The sequence below is a fragment of the Bacillus sp. AFS031507 genome, from assembly GCF_002584635.1.
Lineage (GTDB): Bacteria > Bacillota > Bacilli > Bacillales > Cytobacillaceae > Neobacillus.
The window spans coordinates 56,202-74,313 of record NZ_NUOW01000023.1; the positions used below are offsets into that span (position 1 = coordinate 56,202).

The window sequence follows — 18,112 nt, forward strand, 5'->3', positions numbered from 1 at the left end:
CTATGAAATATTACCACTTTTTAAAAATGATTTCAAGTTTTTTTACAATATAACATTATTTTCTTTGAATATCGCCGCAATTGAGGCACTTCTGCTTGCCTTAATCTAGCTTCTCGATTTGTGTGAAATCCAGTTCTACCGGGGTATCACGGCCGAACATATTGACAAGAACCTTCAGTTTCGCACGATCCTTATCCATTTCTTCCACAGACCCAGTAAAGTTCGCAAATGGACCTTCCTTCACGCGAACCGTTTCACCAATCTCGTAATTGGCATCGACGCGATTTTCGGAAACGCCCATGCGTTTTAAAATAACAACGACTTCTTCCGGAAGCAATGGAGTGGGCTTCGATCCACCACCAGATGAACCCACAAAGCCTGTTACACCCGGTGTATTCCGAACCACATACCAAGAATCATCAGTCATTACAATTTCAACTAATACATAACCAGGGAACACTTTGCGCTTTACTACTTTTTTCTTACCGTTTTTGATCTCAGTCTCTTCTTCTTCTGGGACAACTACTCTGAAAATCTTATCTGTCATACCCATCGATTCGACTCGTTTTTCTAAATTTGCTTTTACCTTATTTTCATAACCTGAGTAAGTATGTAAAACATACCAATTTTTTTCCATTTAAGAGGACTTGAACGTCCGTCCCTCCCTATTTCTTATTCAAAAACAAAAGGCGCAAGCGCCCGTTTAGCTGCGTATGGACTGGAGCACTCCAACTGAGATAAAGGAAACACGGAGAGCGTTAGCGATTCGATGTTGACTTATCGTAGGGCGGAGAGCGAAGTCCACTAGCCGCTGGGCGCTGGAGCTGGATTCAGGGAACTATTCCAAGATATCCATAATAATTATTTCATGATTTCCAAACAAACAAAAAACCCGTGAAACGGGCTTTAGATAAAAATTGCTTTATTAATCACCATTATACCATGAAAGTTGATTTATTATTCAAGAATTAAGCGAATCAATTTTGAAATCCCTAAATCTAGAACCGCAAAGAACGCTGCAAAAAAAACAACGGTCGATAGTACAGTAAGCGTCGAGCGAGTTAGTTCCCCACGTTTTGGCCAACTAACTTTTCTCATCTCACGGAAAATATCACTGAAGAATTTAGTTATGCGCTGCATTTCTGTAACCCCCAAGATCTAAAAATAACTGCAAAAATCTATGATCATTATTTCGTTTCTCTATGAATGGTATGGGTGGTGCAGGTTTTGCAGAATTTTTTCAATTCTAATCTCTCTGTTTGTGTCTGCTTGCTGATCGTCGAGTAATTTCGCGAGCCGCAATCAGCACAGGAAAGGATTACTTTTTTACTCATAGTCGACACCTTTACCCAATTTTCTATTATATCCTTAAAAATGTAACATGAGTCCTAATTATTGTCAATAACCCTCGGGAATGGTTCAATTATATGACAAATTTAATCATCAAAGTGAAAATTCACGAAGTTCTAAATATCTTTCCAGCTTTCTTTTGACACGCTGCAGGGCATTATCAATTGATTTCACATGGCGGTTTAGCTCTTCAGAAATTTCTTGGTATGATTGACCATCTAAGTAGAGAGCCAATACCTTCCTTTCTAAATCACTTAATAATTCAGTCATTTTCACTTCGATATGGTCAAATTCTTCCTGATTTATAATCAGTTCCTCTGGGTCAAGAACCTTTGTCCCTGACAAAACATCCATTAATGTTCGGTCCGATTCTTCATCGTAGATTGGCTTGTCCAATGAAACGTATGAATTTAACGGGATATGCTTCTGCCTTGTGGCGGTTTTGATTGCTGTAATGATTTGACGAGTTATACAAAGCTCTGCAAATGCCTTGAAGGAGGTAAGCTTGTCCTCCCGAAAGTCACGAATTGCCTTATACAGTCCAATCATACCTTCTTGGACAATATCTTCCTTATCTGCACCGATTAAAAAATAGGACCTTGCTTTTGCACGTACAAAATTACGATACTTATGGATTAAGTAATCCAATGCTTCACTATCACCTTGGTGCACTAAATCAACAATTCCTTCGTCTTCCATTATCAGGAACTGCTGGTTGACCTTTGTTCCGAAGTCCGTACTCAAAGTAGATCCCCTCCACCGAACAAGCATAGATAGTAATAGTATACATGACAATTTTTTATAAGTCCACGTTCACTTTTGTCCTCTGCGCCACTTTTCGAAAATTTCTGCCATTTCCGTACTCATCTTTATTTTAGAAACGGGTCTTTTTTCTCGAATGGTTTTCACTTTCTTTTCGATGCCTCTTTCAATCGAAGACATTTCAATGAGCAATTCACGTGCAGACTTCCTTAATGCCCCTTGTCCAAAAATAGCCCATTGCTCTGTAAAGTCGGAAGTCGCTACATGAATTTGTGTTCTTCGATTGCTTAAACTAATGGCCATTTTTTCAATCCGCTCATCTGCCGTCTCATTTTCTTTCGTAAAGATAACTTCTATTTTATGATTTTTATACTTCTTTTCCGTCCCTTGTACATAATAGGCATCGAATACCACAATCACACGGAAGCCTGAATAGGCTTGGTATTCAGCCATTCTTTCCACTAAGCGGTCCCGTGCAGCAGGTAAATCATGATCCTTTAAAGCTCTTAGTTCAGGCCAGGCTCCGATGATGTTGTAACCGTCCACAAGCAGGATATCCATTACTATCCCTCAAGTGTGTGTCGTTTTCGATATACCTCATACATCAGTAAAGCCGCCGCAACAGAAGCATTTAACGAGGTTACTTTACCAACCATTGGCAAATGAATGAGAAAATCACATTTATCGCGGATGAGTCTTCCCATGCCTTTTCCTTCACTGCCAATCACCAAGCCCAGTGGCAGCGTCCCGTCTAATCTTCGGTAATCATCTTTGCCTTTTGCATCTGTTCCGGCAATCCAAATACCTCGTTCCTTAAGTTCATCGATGGTTCGCGCCATATTAGTGACACGGACCACTGGGATATATTCAATCGCACCTGTCGAAGCTTTGGCAACTGTTGCTGTTAGACCGACAGCCCGACGCTTTGGAATAATGATGCCATGTGCACCGACTGAATCGGCTGTTCTCATGATCGACCCAAGGTTATGAGGATCCTCAATTTCGTCCAGCAATAAAAAGAATGGCGGTTCATTTTTCTTTTCTGCTGCTGCAAACAAATCATCCATTTCCGCATATTGATAGGCAGCAACATAGGCAAGAACTCCTTGATGATTTTCATCCGCGATTTGGTCAATTTTTTTCTTAGGAACAAATTGAACAATCACATTTGCTTCTTTTGCTAATTGCGTAATTTGCTGCATTTGGCCACGCTGCGATCCTTCGGCAATTAATATTTTATTAATATCCCTTTCTGATTTAAGCGCTTCGATGACTGGATTTTTGCCTACAATATATTCTTGTTGTTCCATCCTAGCGTTCCTCCTTTCTTTGCTCCACATATGAAAATGCCCTGCTAATAAGCTCTTCTAAACGTTCTTTTTTACCCGTTAAATACAGATAACCCATCAATGCTTCAAATGCTGTACTGTAGTGATAAGTTTGGACATCTGTATTTTTAGGAACAGTGCCTGATTTTGCATTTCTACCGCGCATGACCACCGCTAATTCTTCTTCATCCAGCAGTTTATGATCCATCATTTGAAAAAGAATTTGGCTTTGTGCTTTTGCCGACACGTAAGTGGTCCCTGTGCGGTGTAACTGATTCGGTCTTACCTTACCGCTGTAGAGAAGGTGGCGCCTTACATAGGTTTCATAAATCGCGTCACCCATATAGGCAAGAGCGAGACTATTCAATTGTTTAACATCCACTGTATTTTCATATTCAAGCATGAATTAGCCTCTTTTCCACCTTGTACCCTGCGGTGTATCTTCTAAAATAATATTCATTTCCTTTAGCTGATCTCTTATTTGGTCAGACAATTGGAAATTACGGTCTTTTCGAGCTTGGATTCGCTTTTCAATCAGCGCATCGATTTCTTCATCGAGCATTTCTTCTTTTTCAAATGTCAGCCCTAAGACATGGAATAACTTTTCAAATTGTTTTGTAAAGGAATCAATGACTTCTACAGCTGTATTTTTTTCTAAAAGATAATAATTAGCCAGTTTTGAAAGGTCGAATAAAACGGAAATAGCTTTAGCTGTATTGAAATCATCATCCATTGCCTCAATAAATTCCTCTTGCCTTTTTGCAATACCTTCAAGCCATACCTGATTCGAACCTGTTAAGTCAGTACTCGCTTCTTTCCGATGCTTTAAGTTTTGATAAGAGGTGGTTATGCGTTCAAATGCTGCTCTCGTACTCTCCAGTAATTCCTCGCTGTAATTAATCGGATTGCGGTAATGAACGGATAACATAAAAAACCTTAACACTTGCGGATTATGTTTTTTAATAATGTCATGAACAAGGACGAAATTTCCTAATGATTTAGACATTTTTTCATTATCAATATTGATATAGCCATTGTGCATCCAGTAACGAGAAAATAATTTTCCTGACAGTGCTTCTGACTGGGCAATTTCATTTTCATGATGCGGGAAGGTCAAATCCTGTCCACCGGCATGAATATCAATGGTTTCGCCAAGATACTTTTTCGCCATTGCCGAGCACTCGATATGCCAGCCCGGCCGGCCAAGTCCCCACGGACTCTCCCAGAAGATTTCGCCTTCCTTGGCCGCTTTCCATAGGGCAAAGTCTAAGTCGTCTTGTTTCCTATCGCCGACTTCAATTCTTGCACCTACCTGCAGGTCATCAATGGATTGATGCGATAGCTTACCATATTCATCGAATTTTCTTGTCCGGAAATAAACATCCCCTGCAGATTCATAAGCGTAGCCTTTTTCGACTAATTGATTAATAAAATCAATGATAATGTCCATGTTTTCCATTACCCGTGGATGAACATCTGCCTTTTGGCAGCCTAATGCCGTCACATCTTCAAAATAAGCATTGATAAATCGGTCCGCAATCGCCGGAACACTTTCTCCTAACTGATTGGCTGCCCGAATCAATTTGTCATCGACATCGGTAAAATTGGAAACATATTGAACATCATAGCCGCGATATTCCAAATAGCGCCGAACGGTATCAAAGACGATTGCCGGACGTGCATTACCGATATGAATATAATTATAGACCGTCGGACCGCAAACATACATTTTCACTTTTCCTTCTTCGAGCGGTACGAACGTTTCCTTTTTGCGCGTTAGTGTATTATAAAGTTGAATGGCCATTGACTTTTATCCTTTCTCCTTTTAATTCTTCGAGTTCGTGCATTAATTTATCCAGATCATTTTGCATTTCCCTTAAGCGGTCTGCTACAGGGTCTGGTAAGTCACAGTGGTTCAAATCTCTTGTAATTCTTCTTCCATCCTGGATCACCACTCTCCCTGGAATCCCAACTACCGTTGAGTTAGGGGGTACCTCTATCAAAACAACCGAGCCGCCGCCAATTTTGGAATTTTCTCCAACGGTTATCGAACCAAGCACCTTTGCACCTGTGGCAATCAGGACATTATCCTTAATTGTCGGATGCCGCTTTCCTTTCTCTTTACCCGTTCCACCAAGTGTTACCCCTTGATATATAGTTACATTATCCCCAATTTCACACGTTTCCCCTATAACAACGCCCATACCATGGTCAATAAAAAATCTTCTGCCTATTTTTGCCCCAGGATGAATTTCAATTCCGGTAAAAAACCGGCTTACTTGCGAAATAACCCTGGCTAGAAAATAGAATTTCCGATTAAAGAGTGCATGCGCGAATCGATGTGACCAAATGGCATGCAAGCCTGAATACGTCAAGATGACTTCTAAATAACTTCTTGCTGCAGGATCTTGTTCAAAAACAACCTCAACGTCCTCCCTCAACTTCTTGAACATTTCCATTCTCCCCCTATTGTTTGGTAAACAAAAAAGCGCCTCTGTCTTAACGACAGAGACGCTTATGCGCGGTTCCACTCTGATTAGACCGAAAAGCTCGTTTTGGTAACGGAAAGCTTAATATGGGTCTCACTCTACCTGTTAACGGATAGGTTCCGCCCATTTCTACTAGAAGTTGACTCTTTTCGAAACAGGGCTCAGAGGTGCATTTCAAAAAACGAGAGGCTTAAACCACTTTCAGCCGGTGATGGTTTTCTCTTTAAAGCATCCTTTTTTTACTTATCCTCTTCTACACTTTAGTAACTATATAATTGTTTACTCTACTATATTACATTTCTTCCCCAATGTTAACTAATAATTTTATTAATTCTCGTTTGAACCTTATCTTTACCTAAAAGTTCAATTGCCATTGGCAGGTCTGGTCCATGTGTTTGACCTGTTACCGCCGCACGAATTGGCATAAATAGATTTTTCCCCTTTTGACCGGTCGACTTTTGAACTGCCTTCATGGCTGTCTTTATACCATCAGCGCGGAAATTTTCCAGTTGGTCAAGTTCATGTGAAAATGCCCTTAACACTTCTGGGACTGTTTCTGCTGCTAAAATTTCCTTCGCATCTTCTTCATAGATGGCATCCTCTTGAAAGAACATATCTGATAATTCCACGATTTCAGCACCAAAGCTCATTTTTTCCTGTAAAAGAGCTACAAGTCCTTGGAGCCATTGATACTGTTCATCTGTCATGCTTTCACTTATTCGGCCTGCCTTAATTAAGTGAGGCATAGCCAGATCAACTACACGGTTCATCTCAATTTTTTTCATATATTGGTTATTCATCCATAACAGCTTTTGCTTATCAAATAATGCTGGGGATTTGGAAAGTCGATTCGCATCAAATATTTCAATAAACTCGTTCTTAGAGTAAATTTCTTCTTCACCTGCCGGCGACCAGCCGAGTAATGTGATAAAGTTAAATAATGCTTCTGGAATATAACCCAATTCTTCATATTGTTCAATAAACTGAATGATGGACTCATCACGCTTACTTAACTTTTTGCGGCTTTCATTGACAATCAAAGTCATATGTCCAAAAATTGGCGGCTCCCAGCCTAATGCTTCATAGACCATCAATTGCTTTGGCGTGTTAGAAATATGATCATCGCCACGGAGTACATGAGAGATTTTCATTAAATAATCATCAATCGTTACAGCAAAGTTATAGGTCGGGGTGCCATCCTTTTTAATGATGACCCAATCACCCATCCCTTCCGATTCAAACGAAACGCTGCCTTTGACCATATCATCAAACGTATAGGTTTTCCCTTCAGGTACGTGGATGCGGATGCTTGGCTGGCGGCCTTCGCTTTCAAATTGACGGCGTTGTTCATCGGTTAAATGACGGCATTTACCAGAATAATGAGGTGTTTCCCCTCTTTCGCTCTGGGCTTCCCGCTCTGCTTCAATCTCAGCTTCTGTACAATAACATTTATAGGCATGGCCATTTGCTAATAATTGGTTGTAGTAGGTTTCATAAAGATCATTACGCTCAGATTGGCGATAGGGACCATATTCGCCGCCAACGTCGACACTCTCGTCCCAATCCATCCCAAGCCATTTTAAATATTTTAACTGGCTTTCTTCTCCGCCTTCAATATTCCGCTTTTTATCGGTATCTTCAATTCGGATAATAAATTTCCCGCCATGATGGCGTGCAAATAAATAATTAAATAATGCAGTACGGGCGTTTCCAATATGTAAATGTCCCGTTGGACTTGGAGCATATCTTACACGAACTTCGTTTGACATAACTATAATGCCTCCATTCTCGAAAAGCAAAAGCCCCTAGGAGCTGGAGCTAGACAGCTTTACCATATGTTTTTATCTGATTCATTGTATCATTGTGCCCTTCACTGTAAAAGGTTAATTGTTAACCTTTTTTAACAATACAACCACCTGGGAGGCAATGCCTTCCCCTCTGCCAGTGAAGCCTAGCTTTTCTGTTGTTGTCGCCTTTACATTGACTTGTTCAGGTGCTGCCTCTAGTAATTCCGCAATCCTACCACGCATTTGCTCAATATAGGGTGCCATTTTTGGCTGTTGAGCAATAATTGTACAATCGGCATTCACAAGCTCGTACCCTTTATTTTTCACCAATTGCCATACATGCTCCATCAGCTTCGCGGAGTCAGCATCTTTAAAATTTGGATCGGTATCCGGAAAGTGTTTGCCAATATCGCCTTCCCCAATCGCACCAAGGCAGGCATCGGAAACCGTATGTAATAACACATCAGCATCTGAATGACCTAGCAAACCCCTTTCATAAGGGATTGTAATCCCACCAATGATTAGCGGGCGCCCTTCTGTTAATTGATGGACATCAAAGCCCTGACCAATTCGAAACATCATTAAAAACCCCTTTTTTTCAATATCGCTTCAGCAAAGAACAAGTCTTCTGGTGTGGTTAGTTTTATATTATCGTAATCGCCTTCTACCACCGCAACAGGATAGTGAAGCCGCTCAACCAAACTAGCGTCATCGGTCCCCAGAAAGTGATCCTTTTCGGCCCTTTCATACGCTTCCTTAAGCAGCAAAATGCGAAAAGCTTGTGGGGTTTGAACAGCCCACAAGCTTGAACGTTCGACAGTTTCAACTACCACACCATCATTTATCTTTTTCATGGTGTCTTTTGCCGGCACTCCCAAAATAGCTGCACCTGTTTCTTCAGCCATTTCAATTAAACGGTGGATATGTTCTTTTAAGATAAAAGGACGTGCCGCATCATGCACAAGAATAATCCCGTCGGTTTCGACTGATTTAAGTGCATTATAAATACTATCTTGACGTTCATTTCCACCCGGTACTAAGTTATTTACCTTCGTCACATGATACCGATCGAGTAACACTTGAAATTCTGGTTTATCCTGTGGGTGAATCGCTAAAATAATCCCGCTGCAAGCTTCATCCTGTTCAAACACCCTTAATGTATGGATTAGAACAGGAATACCGTTAAGTTCCAATAAAAGCTTATTTTTCCCTGCTCCCATTCTTTTTCCCTGGCCCGCTGCCGGGAGAATGACTTGGTAGGTCATATCATTACCCCACTCTATCTAATATCTAATCTAGCTCCATAAGATTATGCTTCGGAGCGAAGCCTCGCACGAAAGAAAAGCGTTAGCTTTTCTGAGGAGCGCCTAAAGGCTCTATGGTCTACAGCCAATCCAGCGGGAAGGTCAAAGAACGACCTTCCCGCCGGCTCGTCTTATGCTTGTCGCCCCTGAGCAAGGCGCTTCCGCTTTTTAAGCTACAGTGCTTTTTCTAATAATTTGGGCTTGGCAAATATCATTCGTCCTGCCGATGTCTGGAGAACACTCGTTACGAGAACCTCGATTCTTTTCCCGATATACTCTCTACCTTCCTCGACCACAATCATCGTTCCGTCATCTAAATAAGCAACGCCTTGATGATATTCTTTTCCATCCTTAATGACTTGAACGGTTAATTCCTCGCCAGGAAGGACAACAGGCTTGACGGCATTTGCTAAATCATTGATGTTTAACACAGATACATTTTGCAATTCACAGACTTTATTCAGATTAAAATCATTCGTGACCAAGATGCCATTGGTTATTTTAGCTAATTTAACGAGCTTTGAGTCCACTTCACTAATTTCCTCAAAATCGCCCTCATAAATTTCTACCTTTATGGCGAGTTCCTTTTGAATTCGGTTTAATATATCCAAGCCTCTGCGGCCGCGATTTCGTTTTAACACATCGGAAGAATCGGCAATATGCTGTAATTCCTCAAGGACGAACTGTGGAATAACAATCGTTCCTTCTAAAAATCCAGTCTGACAAATATCAGCAACGCGCCCATCAATGATAACGCTCGTATCTAATATTTTCAAAGGATGATTAACTTCCTTATCATTCTCTTCCTCACTGGATTTTTTCTTGTTACCGCGGTTTCCAAAAAGACCTAATAATTCATCTCTCTTCTTGAAGCCCACCTGAAAGCCGAGATAACCAAACAAAATGGTCAGTAATATCGGAGCCACAGCATTTAATATTGGGACTTGCACGGCATTCAGGGCAAAGCCGATTAAAAACGCAACCAACAATCCAAAGAATAGACCTACACTACCAAAAAGGACATCTGTTACAGGAACTTTCACTAAAGAATCTTCAGCCCATTTAATAAAGTTAAAAACATAATCTACTGCCCAAAAGGTAATAAGATAAAAAATAATAGCACCTATAATAGCAGTGATATACGAGTTGTTAATTAAGGGAATGTCATTGATATGAAGTAAATTGAACAATTCCGGTAATAACAAAATACCAAGCGTACCACCTATAATGAGGAAGCAAGCCTGCACAATACGTTTTAACATTCCTTCACCTCCTCTATTCATTATAAACATATTCATGGAAATGAAACCTTAATTTACAGATTATTTTTCGATTACAAAAACGTATTAAATTTAAATTGTAAGTGAAAATTAATAGATTGAAGATTCTCCCCTAGGGTAGCATTGGAAAATTTTTGTGTCAAACAATTGGATTATTTTAACTTTTAGGAACCTAGATATAATTGCTTTTATAGATGGCGATCGGTGTATAACCGCTCTTTTATCAATTTAAAGCCTTCCTTAATCTTTTTGGCACGAACTTCCCCGATTCCTTCCACATCATCAAGTTCTTCCACTGTTGCGGTTATTATTTTTGAAAGCTCACCAAAACTGCTGATGAGATTTTCAATAATGATGGATGGAAGTCTTGGAATTTTATTAAGAATTCTGTAGCCGCGCGGACTTTTATTTTCATCAAGGTGCACATAGCCAAGGTATCCCATCAATTTTAATAAGACCATATCCTCAATGGTACCGCTCGTGGCCATGACCTGCATCCGTCCAATCACTTCTCTGGCCTTGATGTCTCTGTCGAAGGCATAATCTTTAATAATGAGCATTGTCTCGTCTTCGAGATCTGTTAATATTTCATTCAATTGTAAACGAATGAGACGGCCTTCTGTTCCTAACTCATGTAAATAGGTTAGAAGCTCATTCTTAATCTTTAAGACCATTTCAAAACGATGGAGAACAAGTAAAAAATCGTTATAGGTTACGGACTCCTCGAACTCTAGGATGCTCAAATTGCTGATACTTTGTTCCAAAACGGTTTTATACTTCTCAAGCGTCTGAATGGCTTGATTGGCTTTTGTTAAAATTACCGCAATATCTTTTAATGCATAGCGAAAATTCCCTTGATACAGGGTAATGACATTTCTTCTTTGGGAAATGGCAATCACTAGAGCTTTTGTTTGTTTCGCTACTCTTTCCGCTGTGCGGTGCCGCATCCCTGTTTCAGAAGAAGGTATATCGGAATCAGGGGCTAACTGGGCATTGGCAAAAAGAATTTTATTTCCTAATTCATTGAGGATAATGGCCCCGTCCATTTTTGCTAGTTCATATAAAAAGCTGGGCGAAAATGGGCAATTGATTTCAAAGCCGCCGTCAACGATACTTTTTACCTTTTCGTTAAAACCAATGACAATAAGCCCGCCTGTGTTCGCACGGAGCACATTGTCGATTCCCTCGCGAATGGGTGTACCAGGTGCAAGGAACTGTAAAACTTCACTTACGGTATGCTCACCAAGCTTTTTACTCTCCATCTGCTACACTCCTAACGCTGCTTTTAATGCTTCGCTCACTGACTTCACACCAATGAGTTCAACTCCGTTTGGGCCCTTCCAGCCGCTAAGATTATTAGCTGGTAGAATGACTCGCTCAAATCCTAGCTTGGCCGCTTCCTGGACACGCTGCTCAATCCTTGAAACCCTTCTTACTTCACCGGTTAACCCGACTTCTCCAATAATACAATCGGTTGGTCTTGTTGGTTTATCTCTAAAGCTTGACGCAATACTGACAGCAACGGCTAAATCAATTGCTGGTTCATCTAATTTTACGCCTCCTGCAACTTTTAGGTAAGCATCCTGATTCTGAAGAAGCATCCCAACTCGCTTTTCTAATACCGCCATCAAAAGCGGCACACGGTTATGGTCAATTCCTGTGGCCATTCTTCTTGGGTTCCCAAAGCTAGTGGGGGAAATTAACGCTTGAATTTCAACGAGGACCGGCCTTGTCCCTTCCATCGATGCGACCACCGTTGAGCCAGCAGCACCTCGTGAACGCTCTTCTAAAAATATCTCGGAGGGATTTGCCACTTCTTCAAGACCGAATTCTTTCATTTCAAAGATTCCCATTTCATTGGTTGAACCAAAACGGTTTTTAACTGCCCGTAAAATCCGATAGGTATGATGTCTTTCACCTTCAAAATAGAGGACGGTATCCACCATATGCTCTAACAGCCTAGGGCCGGCTATCGATCCTTCTTTGGTTACGTGTCCAACAATAAAGATCGCAATCCCTTTGGTTTTCCCAATTCTCATTAATTCCGAGGTACACTCACGCACCTGTGAGACACTCCCAGGCGCGCTTGTCACATCTGGGTGAAATACCGTTTGGATAGAATCAATAATGACAAAGCTTGGATTTGTACTATCAATGGTCCGGTTAATTTCCTCAAGATTCGTTTCAGAGTAAACGAGGAGATTTTCAGAGGATATTCCTAATCGCTCCGCACGAAGCTTTGTTTGCCGTAATGATTCCTCACCAGATATGTATAAAACCTTATTTCCTTTATTCGCTAATTGCGATGATACCTGTAACAGAAGCGTTGATTTACCGATTCCAGGGTCTCCGCCAATCAGCACTAAGGATCCCTTGACCACACCCCCGCCAAGTACCCGGTTTAATTCATTTAAGTCCGTTTGAATCCTTGGTTCATTCTCCATTTCAATGGAATTGATCGGCATTGGTTTGGTTAACAGTCCTGATCCGCCTTGGGAATGGGCGAATGCCCCTCTTCTTGTTGCACCAGTTACTTCAACTTCCTCGACCATCTTATTCCATTCACCGCAGCCAGGGCATTTCCCCATCCACTTTGGAGATTCATACCCGCACTCCTGACACATAAACTTTGTCTTACGTTTTGCCATTCTACTTCGATCCTCTCGTTGAAACATTACAAATAATTAAAAAAAGAGGTACACGGTTTAGCTTTATTAACGTGTACCTCTCATGGTATAGCAACACTAATTGATTACATTTCTATTTTACCAAACTTGTTTTCTCTTCCATTCGAACAATAAATTCTCCATTATCAACATCGATCACCGCATGCTGACCTGTTAATAATGTTCCTTTTAATAGTTCTTCTGAAAGTCGGTCTTCAATATGCTTTTGAATCGCACGGCGCAATGGTCTTGCCCCATACTCAGGGTCATAACCTTCCTGAGAAATTTTTTCCTTTGCTGCTAAAGTTAATTCTAAAGAAATATTTTGCTCTTTTAAGCGTTTAATTAACTGCTCTGAAAGTAAAGTTACAATCTCTTCAAGATGCTTTCTCTCCAACGCATGGAAAACAATAATTTCATCAATACGGTTCAAGAATTCAGGGCGGAAGGCTTTCTTTAATTCGCCCATTACTTTCCCCTTCATGTCTTTATAATCCTGTTCGCCATCCTGAATATTAAAGCCGACATACTTGTTCCGTTTTAATGCTTCAGCACCAACATTGGATGTCATAATCAAGACGGTATTACGGAAATCTACTGTTCTTCCTTTTGAATCAGTCAAACGGCCATCTTCTAGAACCTGCAAAAGGATATTAAATACATCTGGATGTGCCTTTTCAATTTCATCAAGCAAAACAACGGAATATGGCTTTCTGCGAACCTTCTCTGTTAATTGTCCGCCTTCCTCATAGCCGACATATCCTGGTGGTGAACCAACAAGACGAGAGGTAGAATGCTTCTCCATATACTCGGACATGTCAATCCGAATCATCGCATCCTCGTCACCAAACATGGCTTCAGCAAGGGCACGGGCTAATTCTGTTTTCCCTACACCAGTCGGTCCTAAGAAAACGAAGGAGCCAATTGGCCGTTTTGGATCTTTTAATCCTGCTCTGGCACGACGGACCGCCTTAGATACTGCCTTAACAGCCTCCTCCTGGCCAATGACACGAGAATGGAGAACTTCCTCTAAATTAAGCAGCTTCGTCATCTCTGTTTGAGCTAGCTTGGAAACAGGGACACCGGTCCAGCTTGAAACAACACTTGCAATATCTTCAACTGTTACTTCATTGTTTTCTTTCCCTTGCTTTTCTTTCCAGTTCTTCTTTGTTTCCTCTAGTTGTTCACGCAAACGCTGCTCCGTATCCCGTAAAGAAGCCGCTTTTTCAAATTCTTGACTTTGGACTGCAGAATCCTTTTCCTTTCGTACTTCCTCAAGCTTCACTTCTAATTCTTTTAAATTAGGTGGAGTGGTAAAGGAACGAAGACGTACCTTGGAACCTGCTTCATCGATTAAATCAATCGCTTTATCTGGCAGGAAGCGATCAGAGATATAGCGGTCTGATAGTTTAACAGCTGCCTTAATCGCTTCATCTGTAATGGAGACACGGTGATGGGCTTCATACCGGTCACGTAACCCTTCTAAAATCTGAATTGATTCTTCCGCTGTTGGTTCATCGACACGAATTGGCTGGAATCGTCGTTCTAAAGCGGCATCTTTTTCGATATATTTGCGATATTCATCCAGTGTGGTTGCTCCAATACATTGGAGTTCTCCACGAGCAAGCGATGGTTTTAAGATATTGGAAGCATCAATAGCCCCTTCTGCACCACCCGCACCAATCAATGTATGCAACTCATCAATGAAAAGAATAATATTTCCTGCTTGGCGAATTTCATCCATGACTTTTTTCAAACGATCTTCAAATTCACCGCGGTATTTTGTTCCTGCAACGACTGTCCCCATATCTAGCGTCATAACGCGTTTATCACGCAAAATTTCAGGAACTTCGTTATTGACAATTTGTTGGGCGAGTCCTTCTGCAATGGCTGTTTTACCTACACCAGGCTCTCCAATTAATACCGGATTATTTTTTGTCCGACGGCTTAACACTTCAATCACACGTTGAATCTCCTTACCGCGCCCAATAACAGGATCCAGGCTTCCTTCGCGGGCAATTGATGTTAGATCCCGTGCAAGGCTATCCAGCGTCGGCGTATTAGCACTTGCTGATGCCCCGCCTTGATGCCCGCCAGACTCATTACTTCCTAATAGTTGAAGAACTTGCTGTCTTGCCTTATTTAAACTAACTCCCAAATTATTAAGTACTCGGGCAGCAACCCCTTCTCCTTCTCGGATTAAGCCAAGGAGAATATGCTCGGTCCCTACATAAGAATGCCCTAATTTTCGTGCTTCATCCATCGATAATTCAATGACCTTTTTAGCTCTTGGAGTATAGTGAATGGTTTGAGAAGCATCCTGTCCTTTGCCAATTAAATTTTCTACTTCTTTTTGGATTTTTTCAGAACCTAGCCCAAGTCCATAAAGGGCTTTCGCAGCAATCCCTTCACCTTCCCGAGTTAACCCCAATAAAATGTGCTCTGTTCCAATATTGTTATGACCAAGACGAATCGCTTCCTCTTGTGCTAAAGCTAGAACTTTCTGCGCTCTTTCAGTAAAACGGCCGAACATCATATTCTTTTCCTCCCCACTATTTTTCTTGCTCCATTTTTATTCGTTCCCTAATTAATGCTGCCCGTCTGATGTCTCTTTCATGTGGTCTTAATGAACCCCCAGCATATTGCTGTAAGAATCCTGGCTGGGTCAATATCATTAATTCATTTAAGATTGTCTTAGGCATTTTATCAATATAACCCATATCTATTCCAAGCCGAACATCGGATAAACATCTAGCTGCTTCTTTCGATTCAATAATTCGGCTATTAGATAACACACCTAATGATCTGAATACCCTGTCTTCTAATTGTATGTTCGAAGTTTTTCGTAATGCTTCACGGGCCGACCTTTCTTGTGAAATGAGTTGACTTACAACCCCTTTTAGGTCACGGCCAATGTCCTCTTCTGATTTACCAAGTGTGATTTGATTAGAAATTTGAAATATATTACCTAATGCTTCGCTACCTTCACCATAAATTCCTCTAACAACAAGACCTAATTGGTGAATTGCAGGAATAATTTTATTAATTTGCTGTGTTAACATTAACCCTGGCAAGTGCATCATGACCGAAGCACGTAGACCTGTACCAACGTTAGTAGGACAACTGGTTAAATAGCCGTGTTTTTCATCAAATGCGTATTGAATATTACTTTCAAGCCAATCATCGATTTCATTCGCAGCATCCAACGCTTCAGATAATTGCAAACCTGGATACAAGCATTGAATCCGAATATGATCCTCTTCATTAATCATAATACTAACTTCTTCATTTTCGGTTAATAGAACTGCCCCATATGGTGAATCTTCAGCTAGATGAGGGCTTATTATATGTTTTTCAACTAATACCCTTTTTTGGAGCGGCTGTAATTCTTCAATTTTCAACAATTCCATTTGGCCAAACTTTTGAATAGGAGACTGTTTTAAAATTTCTTCCATATTTTCAATAATCAATTTTGCTTCATCATGTGAAAAAAGGGTTGGAAATTTATAAGCATCAAAGTTACGAGCCAAACGAATCCGGGAGCTAAGGACAATATCTGAATCCGGTCCCTCCGCACTCATCCAGGAGCTGACAGCTTGATTTAGAAATCGTTCAAGCGACATGTTATTCCCCTCCCTCATGGCTGGCTGTTAAATTCTTCTCCAACTTTCGTATTTCATCACGAATCTCTGCCGCCTTTTCAAATTCTTCATTGTGGATTGAATCCTTTAGATTACTTTTCAATTCTTCAATTTGTTTACGAAGATGGATTCCTCCGCCAATTCTCTTCGGTATTTTCCCATTATGTGTCCAGTTCCCGCTATGAAGTCGTCTTAAAACTGGTATAAGTTGTTCTTTAAATGCTTCGTAACAATGGGAACATCCAAAGCGGCCTACCTTTAGAAATTGTGGAAAAGTCATTGAGCAAGAGTCACATTGAAGAATCTCCTCCTGGTGGAAGGGACTTTGGCTTGGCTTTTGAAAGTTTGGATCAATATTTAATAATCCTGCTAATAAATTATTAAAAGCAAAACCCGATTCCCCATTGAAAATGAACATTTCTCCCTTTTCCTGAGCACACTTTTCACAAAGATGCACTTCAGTCTTTTCACCATTAATGATTTTTGTAAAATGAAGAGCTGCAGGTCTTTGATTACATTCTTGGCAAATCATACTTTCACCTCTTACTCAGAAAAAAATTTATTTATATTTTAAAGATGTTAACATCGCTTTTAGCATTCTTGCTCTTAATTCATCTCGGTATGGAAGATCAATATAAAGAACGGAACGATCGATTACACTTAACATAATTTTCGCTTCCCGCTGTGAAATAATTTCTTCTTGGACGAGCCTTAAAATGACGTCCTCTGCACTTGTTTGACTAACCCTGCCTTGGATAAGTGAGAGCAATTGATCAATTAAATGGGCCAAGTCATGGGATTGAACCTTCATGATCCTTATATACCCACCACCGCCCCGTTTACTCTCCACAATATATCCTCTTTCAATTGTAAAACGGGTATTGATCACATAATTTATTTGAGATGGTACACATTGAAATTTATCAGCGATTTCACTTCGTTTAATTTCAACAAGATCCTTTTCACTTAATTCCAATACTTGTTTAAGATATTTTTCAATAATATCAGAGATGTTTCTCATCTTCCCACCCCCATTCTCTGACTTTGACTATATTTGACTAAATTATACTGAATTTTTTATGTAGATGCAATGATTCACTACTAATGATTTTCTCCAAATCCCGCCATTGTGAAACGTACATTAGTTAAAATATGTAGGGGTGAAATTGTGAACACAAAAAAAATAACCATTTCTGGTTGCTTTTGACTTGTGCTGGCTATGAACTGCTTTCATTAGGGGTTGGGAGCGGCCCTGCTTTGTTACCGTGGATGGTCTTTTTCCTCTTCCTCGGTAACATAAGTCCTCCTATGTTACCGTCCATGGCTTTTTTTCTGTTGTATGGGCACAATTATTCTTTTTTGTGACCGGCCCAGGCTTTTTTCCTCCTCCATGGGCATAATTATTCTTTTTTGTGACCGGCCCAGGCTCTTTTCCTCTTCCATGGGCACAATTATCATTTTCTGTTCACCCATACATAAATCTTCGAAAACACAAAAAACAACCA

20 protein-coding genes and 1 other annotated feature are annotated in these 18,112 nt (G+C 40.5%); all 20 genes read right to left on the reverse strand.

Annotation, left to right across the window (positions count from 1 at the left end; genetic code table 11):
- Window positions 1-100: 100 nt before the first annotated feature.
- Window positions 101-637: a transcription termination/antitermination protein NusG gene (gene nusG / locus COE25_RS19935; RefSeq protein ID WP_098933849.1), complete on the reverse strand. Its 537-nt coding sequence runs from the start codon at window positions 635-637 to the stop codon at window positions 101-103.
- Between the two features lie 320 nt (window positions 638-957).
- Window positions 958-1,140 carry a preprotein translocase subunit SecE gene (secE, locus tag COE25_RS19940; protein ID WP_088084972.1) on the reverse strand — a complete coding sequence of 61 codons (183 nt, stop codon included), beginning with the start codon at window positions 1,138-1,140 and terminating at the stop codon, window positions 958-960.
- A gap of 47 nt (window positions 1,141-1,187) precedes the next feature.
- On the reverse strand, window positions 1,188-1,334 hold the full coding sequence (rpmG, locus tag COE25_RS19945) for a 50S ribosomal protein L33 (RefSeq protein ID WP_088084971.1): 147 nt from the start codon (window positions 1,332-1,334) through the stop codon (window positions 1,188-1,190).
- A 109-nt stretch (window positions 1,335-1,443) separates the two neighbouring features.
- Window positions 1,444-2,049: an RNA polymerase sporulation sigma factor SigH gene (sigH, locus tag COE25_RS19950; protein WP_251032888.1), complete on the reverse strand. Its 606-nt coding sequence runs from the start codon at window positions 2,047-2,049 to the stop codon at window positions 1,444-1,446.
- Between the two features lie 114 nt (window positions 2,050-2,163).
- Window positions 2,164-2,673, reverse strand: coding sequence for an NYN domain-containing protein (locus tag COE25_RS19955; RefSeq protein WP_088084969.1), 510 nt, complete (start codon window positions 2,671-2,673; stop codon window positions 2,164-2,166).
- A gap of 2 nt (window positions 2,674-2,675) precedes the next feature.
- The gene (gene rlmB / locus COE25_RS19960; protein ID WP_088084968.1) at window positions 2,676-3,422 is read right to left on the reverse strand and encodes a 23S rRNA (guanosine(2251)-2'-O)-methyltransferase RlmB; all 747 of its coding nucleotides are present in this window, start codon (window positions 3,420-3,422) and stop codon (window positions 2,676-2,678) included.
- 1 nt (window position 3,423) lies between these two features.
- Window positions 3,424-3,843, reverse strand: coding sequence for a Mini-ribonuclease 3 (locus tag COE25_RS19965; protein WP_098933850.1), 420 nt, complete (start codon window positions 3,841-3,843; stop codon window positions 3,424-3,426).
- Between the two features lie 3 nt (window positions 3,844-3,846).
- Window positions 3,847-5,244 (reverse strand): cysteine--tRNA ligase, encoded by a 1,398-nt coding sequence (gene cysS, locus COE25_RS19970; protein ID WP_098933851.1) that lies wholly within the window; start codon window positions 5,242-5,244, stop codon window positions 3,847-3,849.
- Window positions 5,225-5,893 (reverse strand): serine O-acetyltransferase, encoded by a 669-nt coding sequence (gene cysE / locus COE25_RS19975; protein WP_088084965.1) that lies wholly within the window; start codon window positions 5,891-5,893, stop codon window positions 5,225-5,227. Before cysE ends, cysS begins: the two co-directional genes overlap by 20 nt.
- 51 nt (window positions 5,894-5,944) lie before the next feature.
- Window positions 5,945-6,194 (reverse strand) — a binding site (T-box leader).
- Window positions 6,195-6,240: 46 nt separating this feature from the next.
- Complete coding sequence (gene gltX / locus COE25_RS19980; RefSeq protein WP_098933852.1) at window positions 6,241-7,698, reverse strand: glutamate--tRNA ligase; 1,458 nt, start codon at window positions 7,696-7,698, stop codon at window positions 6,241-6,243.
- 114 nt (window positions 7,699-7,812) lie between these two features.
- A complete protein-coding gene (gene ispF, locus COE25_RS19985) occupies window positions 7,813-8,295 on the reverse strand; it encodes a 2-C-methyl-D-erythritol 2,4-cyclodiphosphate synthase (RefSeq protein ID WP_088084963.1) in 483 nt (160 codons plus the stop codon).
- Between the two features lie 2 nt (window positions 8,296-8,297).
- On the reverse strand, window positions 8,298-8,981 hold the full coding sequence (ispD, locus tag COE25_RS19990; protein WP_098933853.1) for a 2-C-methyl-D-erythritol 4-phosphate cytidylyltransferase: 684 nt from the start codon (window positions 8,979-8,981) through the stop codon (window positions 8,298-8,300).
- A 212-nt stretch (window positions 8,982-9,193) separates the two neighbouring features.
- On the reverse strand, window positions 9,194-10,282 hold the full coding sequence (locus COE25_RS19995) for a PIN/TRAM domain-containing protein (protein ID WP_088084961.1): 1,089 nt from the start codon (window positions 10,280-10,282) through the stop codon (window positions 9,194-9,196).
- Window positions 10,283-10,488: 206 nt separating this feature from the next.
- A complete protein-coding gene (gene disA, locus COE25_RS20000; RefSeq protein ID WP_098933854.1) occupies window positions 10,489-11,562 on the reverse strand; it encodes a DNA integrity scanning diadenylate cyclase DisA in 1,074 nt (357 codons plus the stop codon).
- A gap of 3 nt (window positions 11,563-11,565) precedes the next feature.
- Complete coding sequence (radA, locus tag COE25_RS20005; RefSeq protein ID WP_088084959.1) at window positions 11,566-12,948, reverse strand: DNA repair protein RadA; 1,383 nt, start codon at window positions 12,946-12,948, stop codon at window positions 11,566-11,568.
- Window positions 12,949-13,060: 112 nt separating this feature from the next.
- A complete protein-coding gene (clpC, locus tag COE25_RS20010; protein WP_088084958.1) occupies window positions 13,061-15,502 on the reverse strand; it encodes an ATP-dependent protease ATP-binding subunit ClpC in 2,442 nt (813 codons plus the stop codon).
- Window positions 15,503-15,518: 16 nt separating this feature from the next.
- The gene (mcsB, locus tag COE25_RS20015) at window positions 15,519-16,589 is read right to left on the reverse strand and encodes a protein-arginine kinase McsB (RefSeq protein WP_088084957.1); all 1,071 of its coding nucleotides are present in this window, start codon (window positions 16,587-16,589) and stop codon (window positions 15,519-15,521) included.
- 1 nt (window position 16,590) lies between these two features.
- The gene (gene mcsA / locus COE25_RS20020; protein WP_088084956.1) at window positions 16,591-17,139 is read right to left on the reverse strand and encodes a protein-arginine kinase activator protein McsA; all 549 of its coding nucleotides are present in this window, start codon (window positions 17,137-17,139) and stop codon (window positions 16,591-16,593) included.
- Window positions 17,140-17,166: 27 nt separating this feature from the next.
- On the reverse strand, window positions 17,167-17,628 hold the full coding sequence (locus COE25_RS20025) for a CtsR family transcriptional regulator (RefSeq protein WP_088084955.1): 462 nt from the start codon (window positions 17,626-17,628) through the stop codon (window positions 17,167-17,169).
- Between the two features lie 290 nt (window positions 17,629-17,918).
- Window positions 17,919-18,112 (reverse strand): hypothetical protein (locus tag COE25_RS31225; RefSeq protein WP_218964331.1); only part of this gene is annotated, 194 nt, incomplete at its 5' end.

Coding starts and splice junctions, on each gene's coding strand:
- nusG (WP_098933849.1), bottom strand. CDS start 637: ATGGAAAAAAATTGGTATGTTTTACATACTTACTCAGGTTATGAAAAT.
- secE (WP_088084972.1), bottom strand. CDS start 1,140: ATGCAGCGCATAACTAAATTCTTCAGTGATATTTTCCGTGAGATGAGA.
- rpmG (WP_088084971.1), bottom strand. CDS start 1,334: ATGAGTAAAAAAGTAATCCTTTCCTGTGCTGATTGCGGCTCGCGAAAT.
- sigH (WP_251032888.1), bottom strand. CDS start 2,049: ATGGAAGACGAAGGAATTGTTGATTTAGTGCACCAAGGTGATAGTGAA.
- COE25_RS19955 (WP_088084969.1), bottom strand. CDS start 2,673: ATGGATATCCTGCTTGTGGACGGTTACAACATCATCGGAGCCTGGCCT.
- rlmB (WP_088084968.1), bottom strand. CDS start 3,422: ATGGAACAACAAGAATATATTGTAGGCAAAAATCCAGTCATCGAAGCG.
- COE25_RS19965 (WP_098933850.1), bottom strand. CDS start 3,843: ATGCTTGAATATGAAAATACAGTGGATGTTAAACAATTGAATAGTCTC.
- cysS (WP_098933851.1), bottom strand. CDS start 5,244: ATGGCCATTCAACTTTATAATACACTAACGCGCAAAAAGGAAACGTTC.
- cysE (WP_088084965.1), bottom strand. CDS start 5,893: ATGTTCAAGAAGTTGAGGGAGGACGTTGAGGTTGTTTTTGAACAAGAT.
- gltX (WP_098933852.1), bottom strand. CDS start 7,698: ATGTCAAACGAAGTTCGTGTAAGATATGCTCCAAGTCCAACGGGACAT.
- ispF (WP_088084963.1), bottom strand. CDS start 8,295: ATGTTTCGAATTGGTCAGGGCTTTGATGTCCATCAATTAACAGAAGGG.
- ispD (WP_098933853.1), bottom strand. CDS start 8,981: ATGACCTACCAAGTCATTCTCCCGGCAGCGGGCCAGGGAAAAAGAATG.
- COE25_RS19995 (WP_088084961.1), bottom strand. CDS start 10,282: ATGTTAAAACGTATTGTGCAGGCTTGCTTCCTCATTATAGGTGGTACG.
- disA (WP_098933854.1), bottom strand. CDS start 11,562: ATGGAGAGTAAAAAGCTTGGTGAGCATACCGTAAGTGAAGTTTTACAG.
- radA (WP_088084959.1), bottom strand. CDS start 12,948: ATGGCAAAACGTAAGACAAAGTTTATGTGTCAGGAGTGCGGGTATGAA.
- clpC (WP_088084958.1), bottom strand. CDS start 15,502: ATGATGTTCGGCCGTTTTACTGAAAGAGCGCAGAAAGTTCTAGCTTTA.
- mcsB (WP_088084957.1), bottom strand. CDS start 16,589: ATGTCGCTTGAACGATTTCTAAATCAAGCTGTCAGCTCCTGGATGAGT.
- mcsA (WP_088084956.1), bottom strand. CDS start 17,139: ATGATTTGCCAAGAATGTAATCAAAGACCTGCAGCTCTTCATTTTACA.
- COE25_RS20025 (WP_088084955.1), bottom strand. CDS start 17,628: ATGAGAAACATCTCTGATATTATTGAAAAATATCTTAAACAAGTATTG.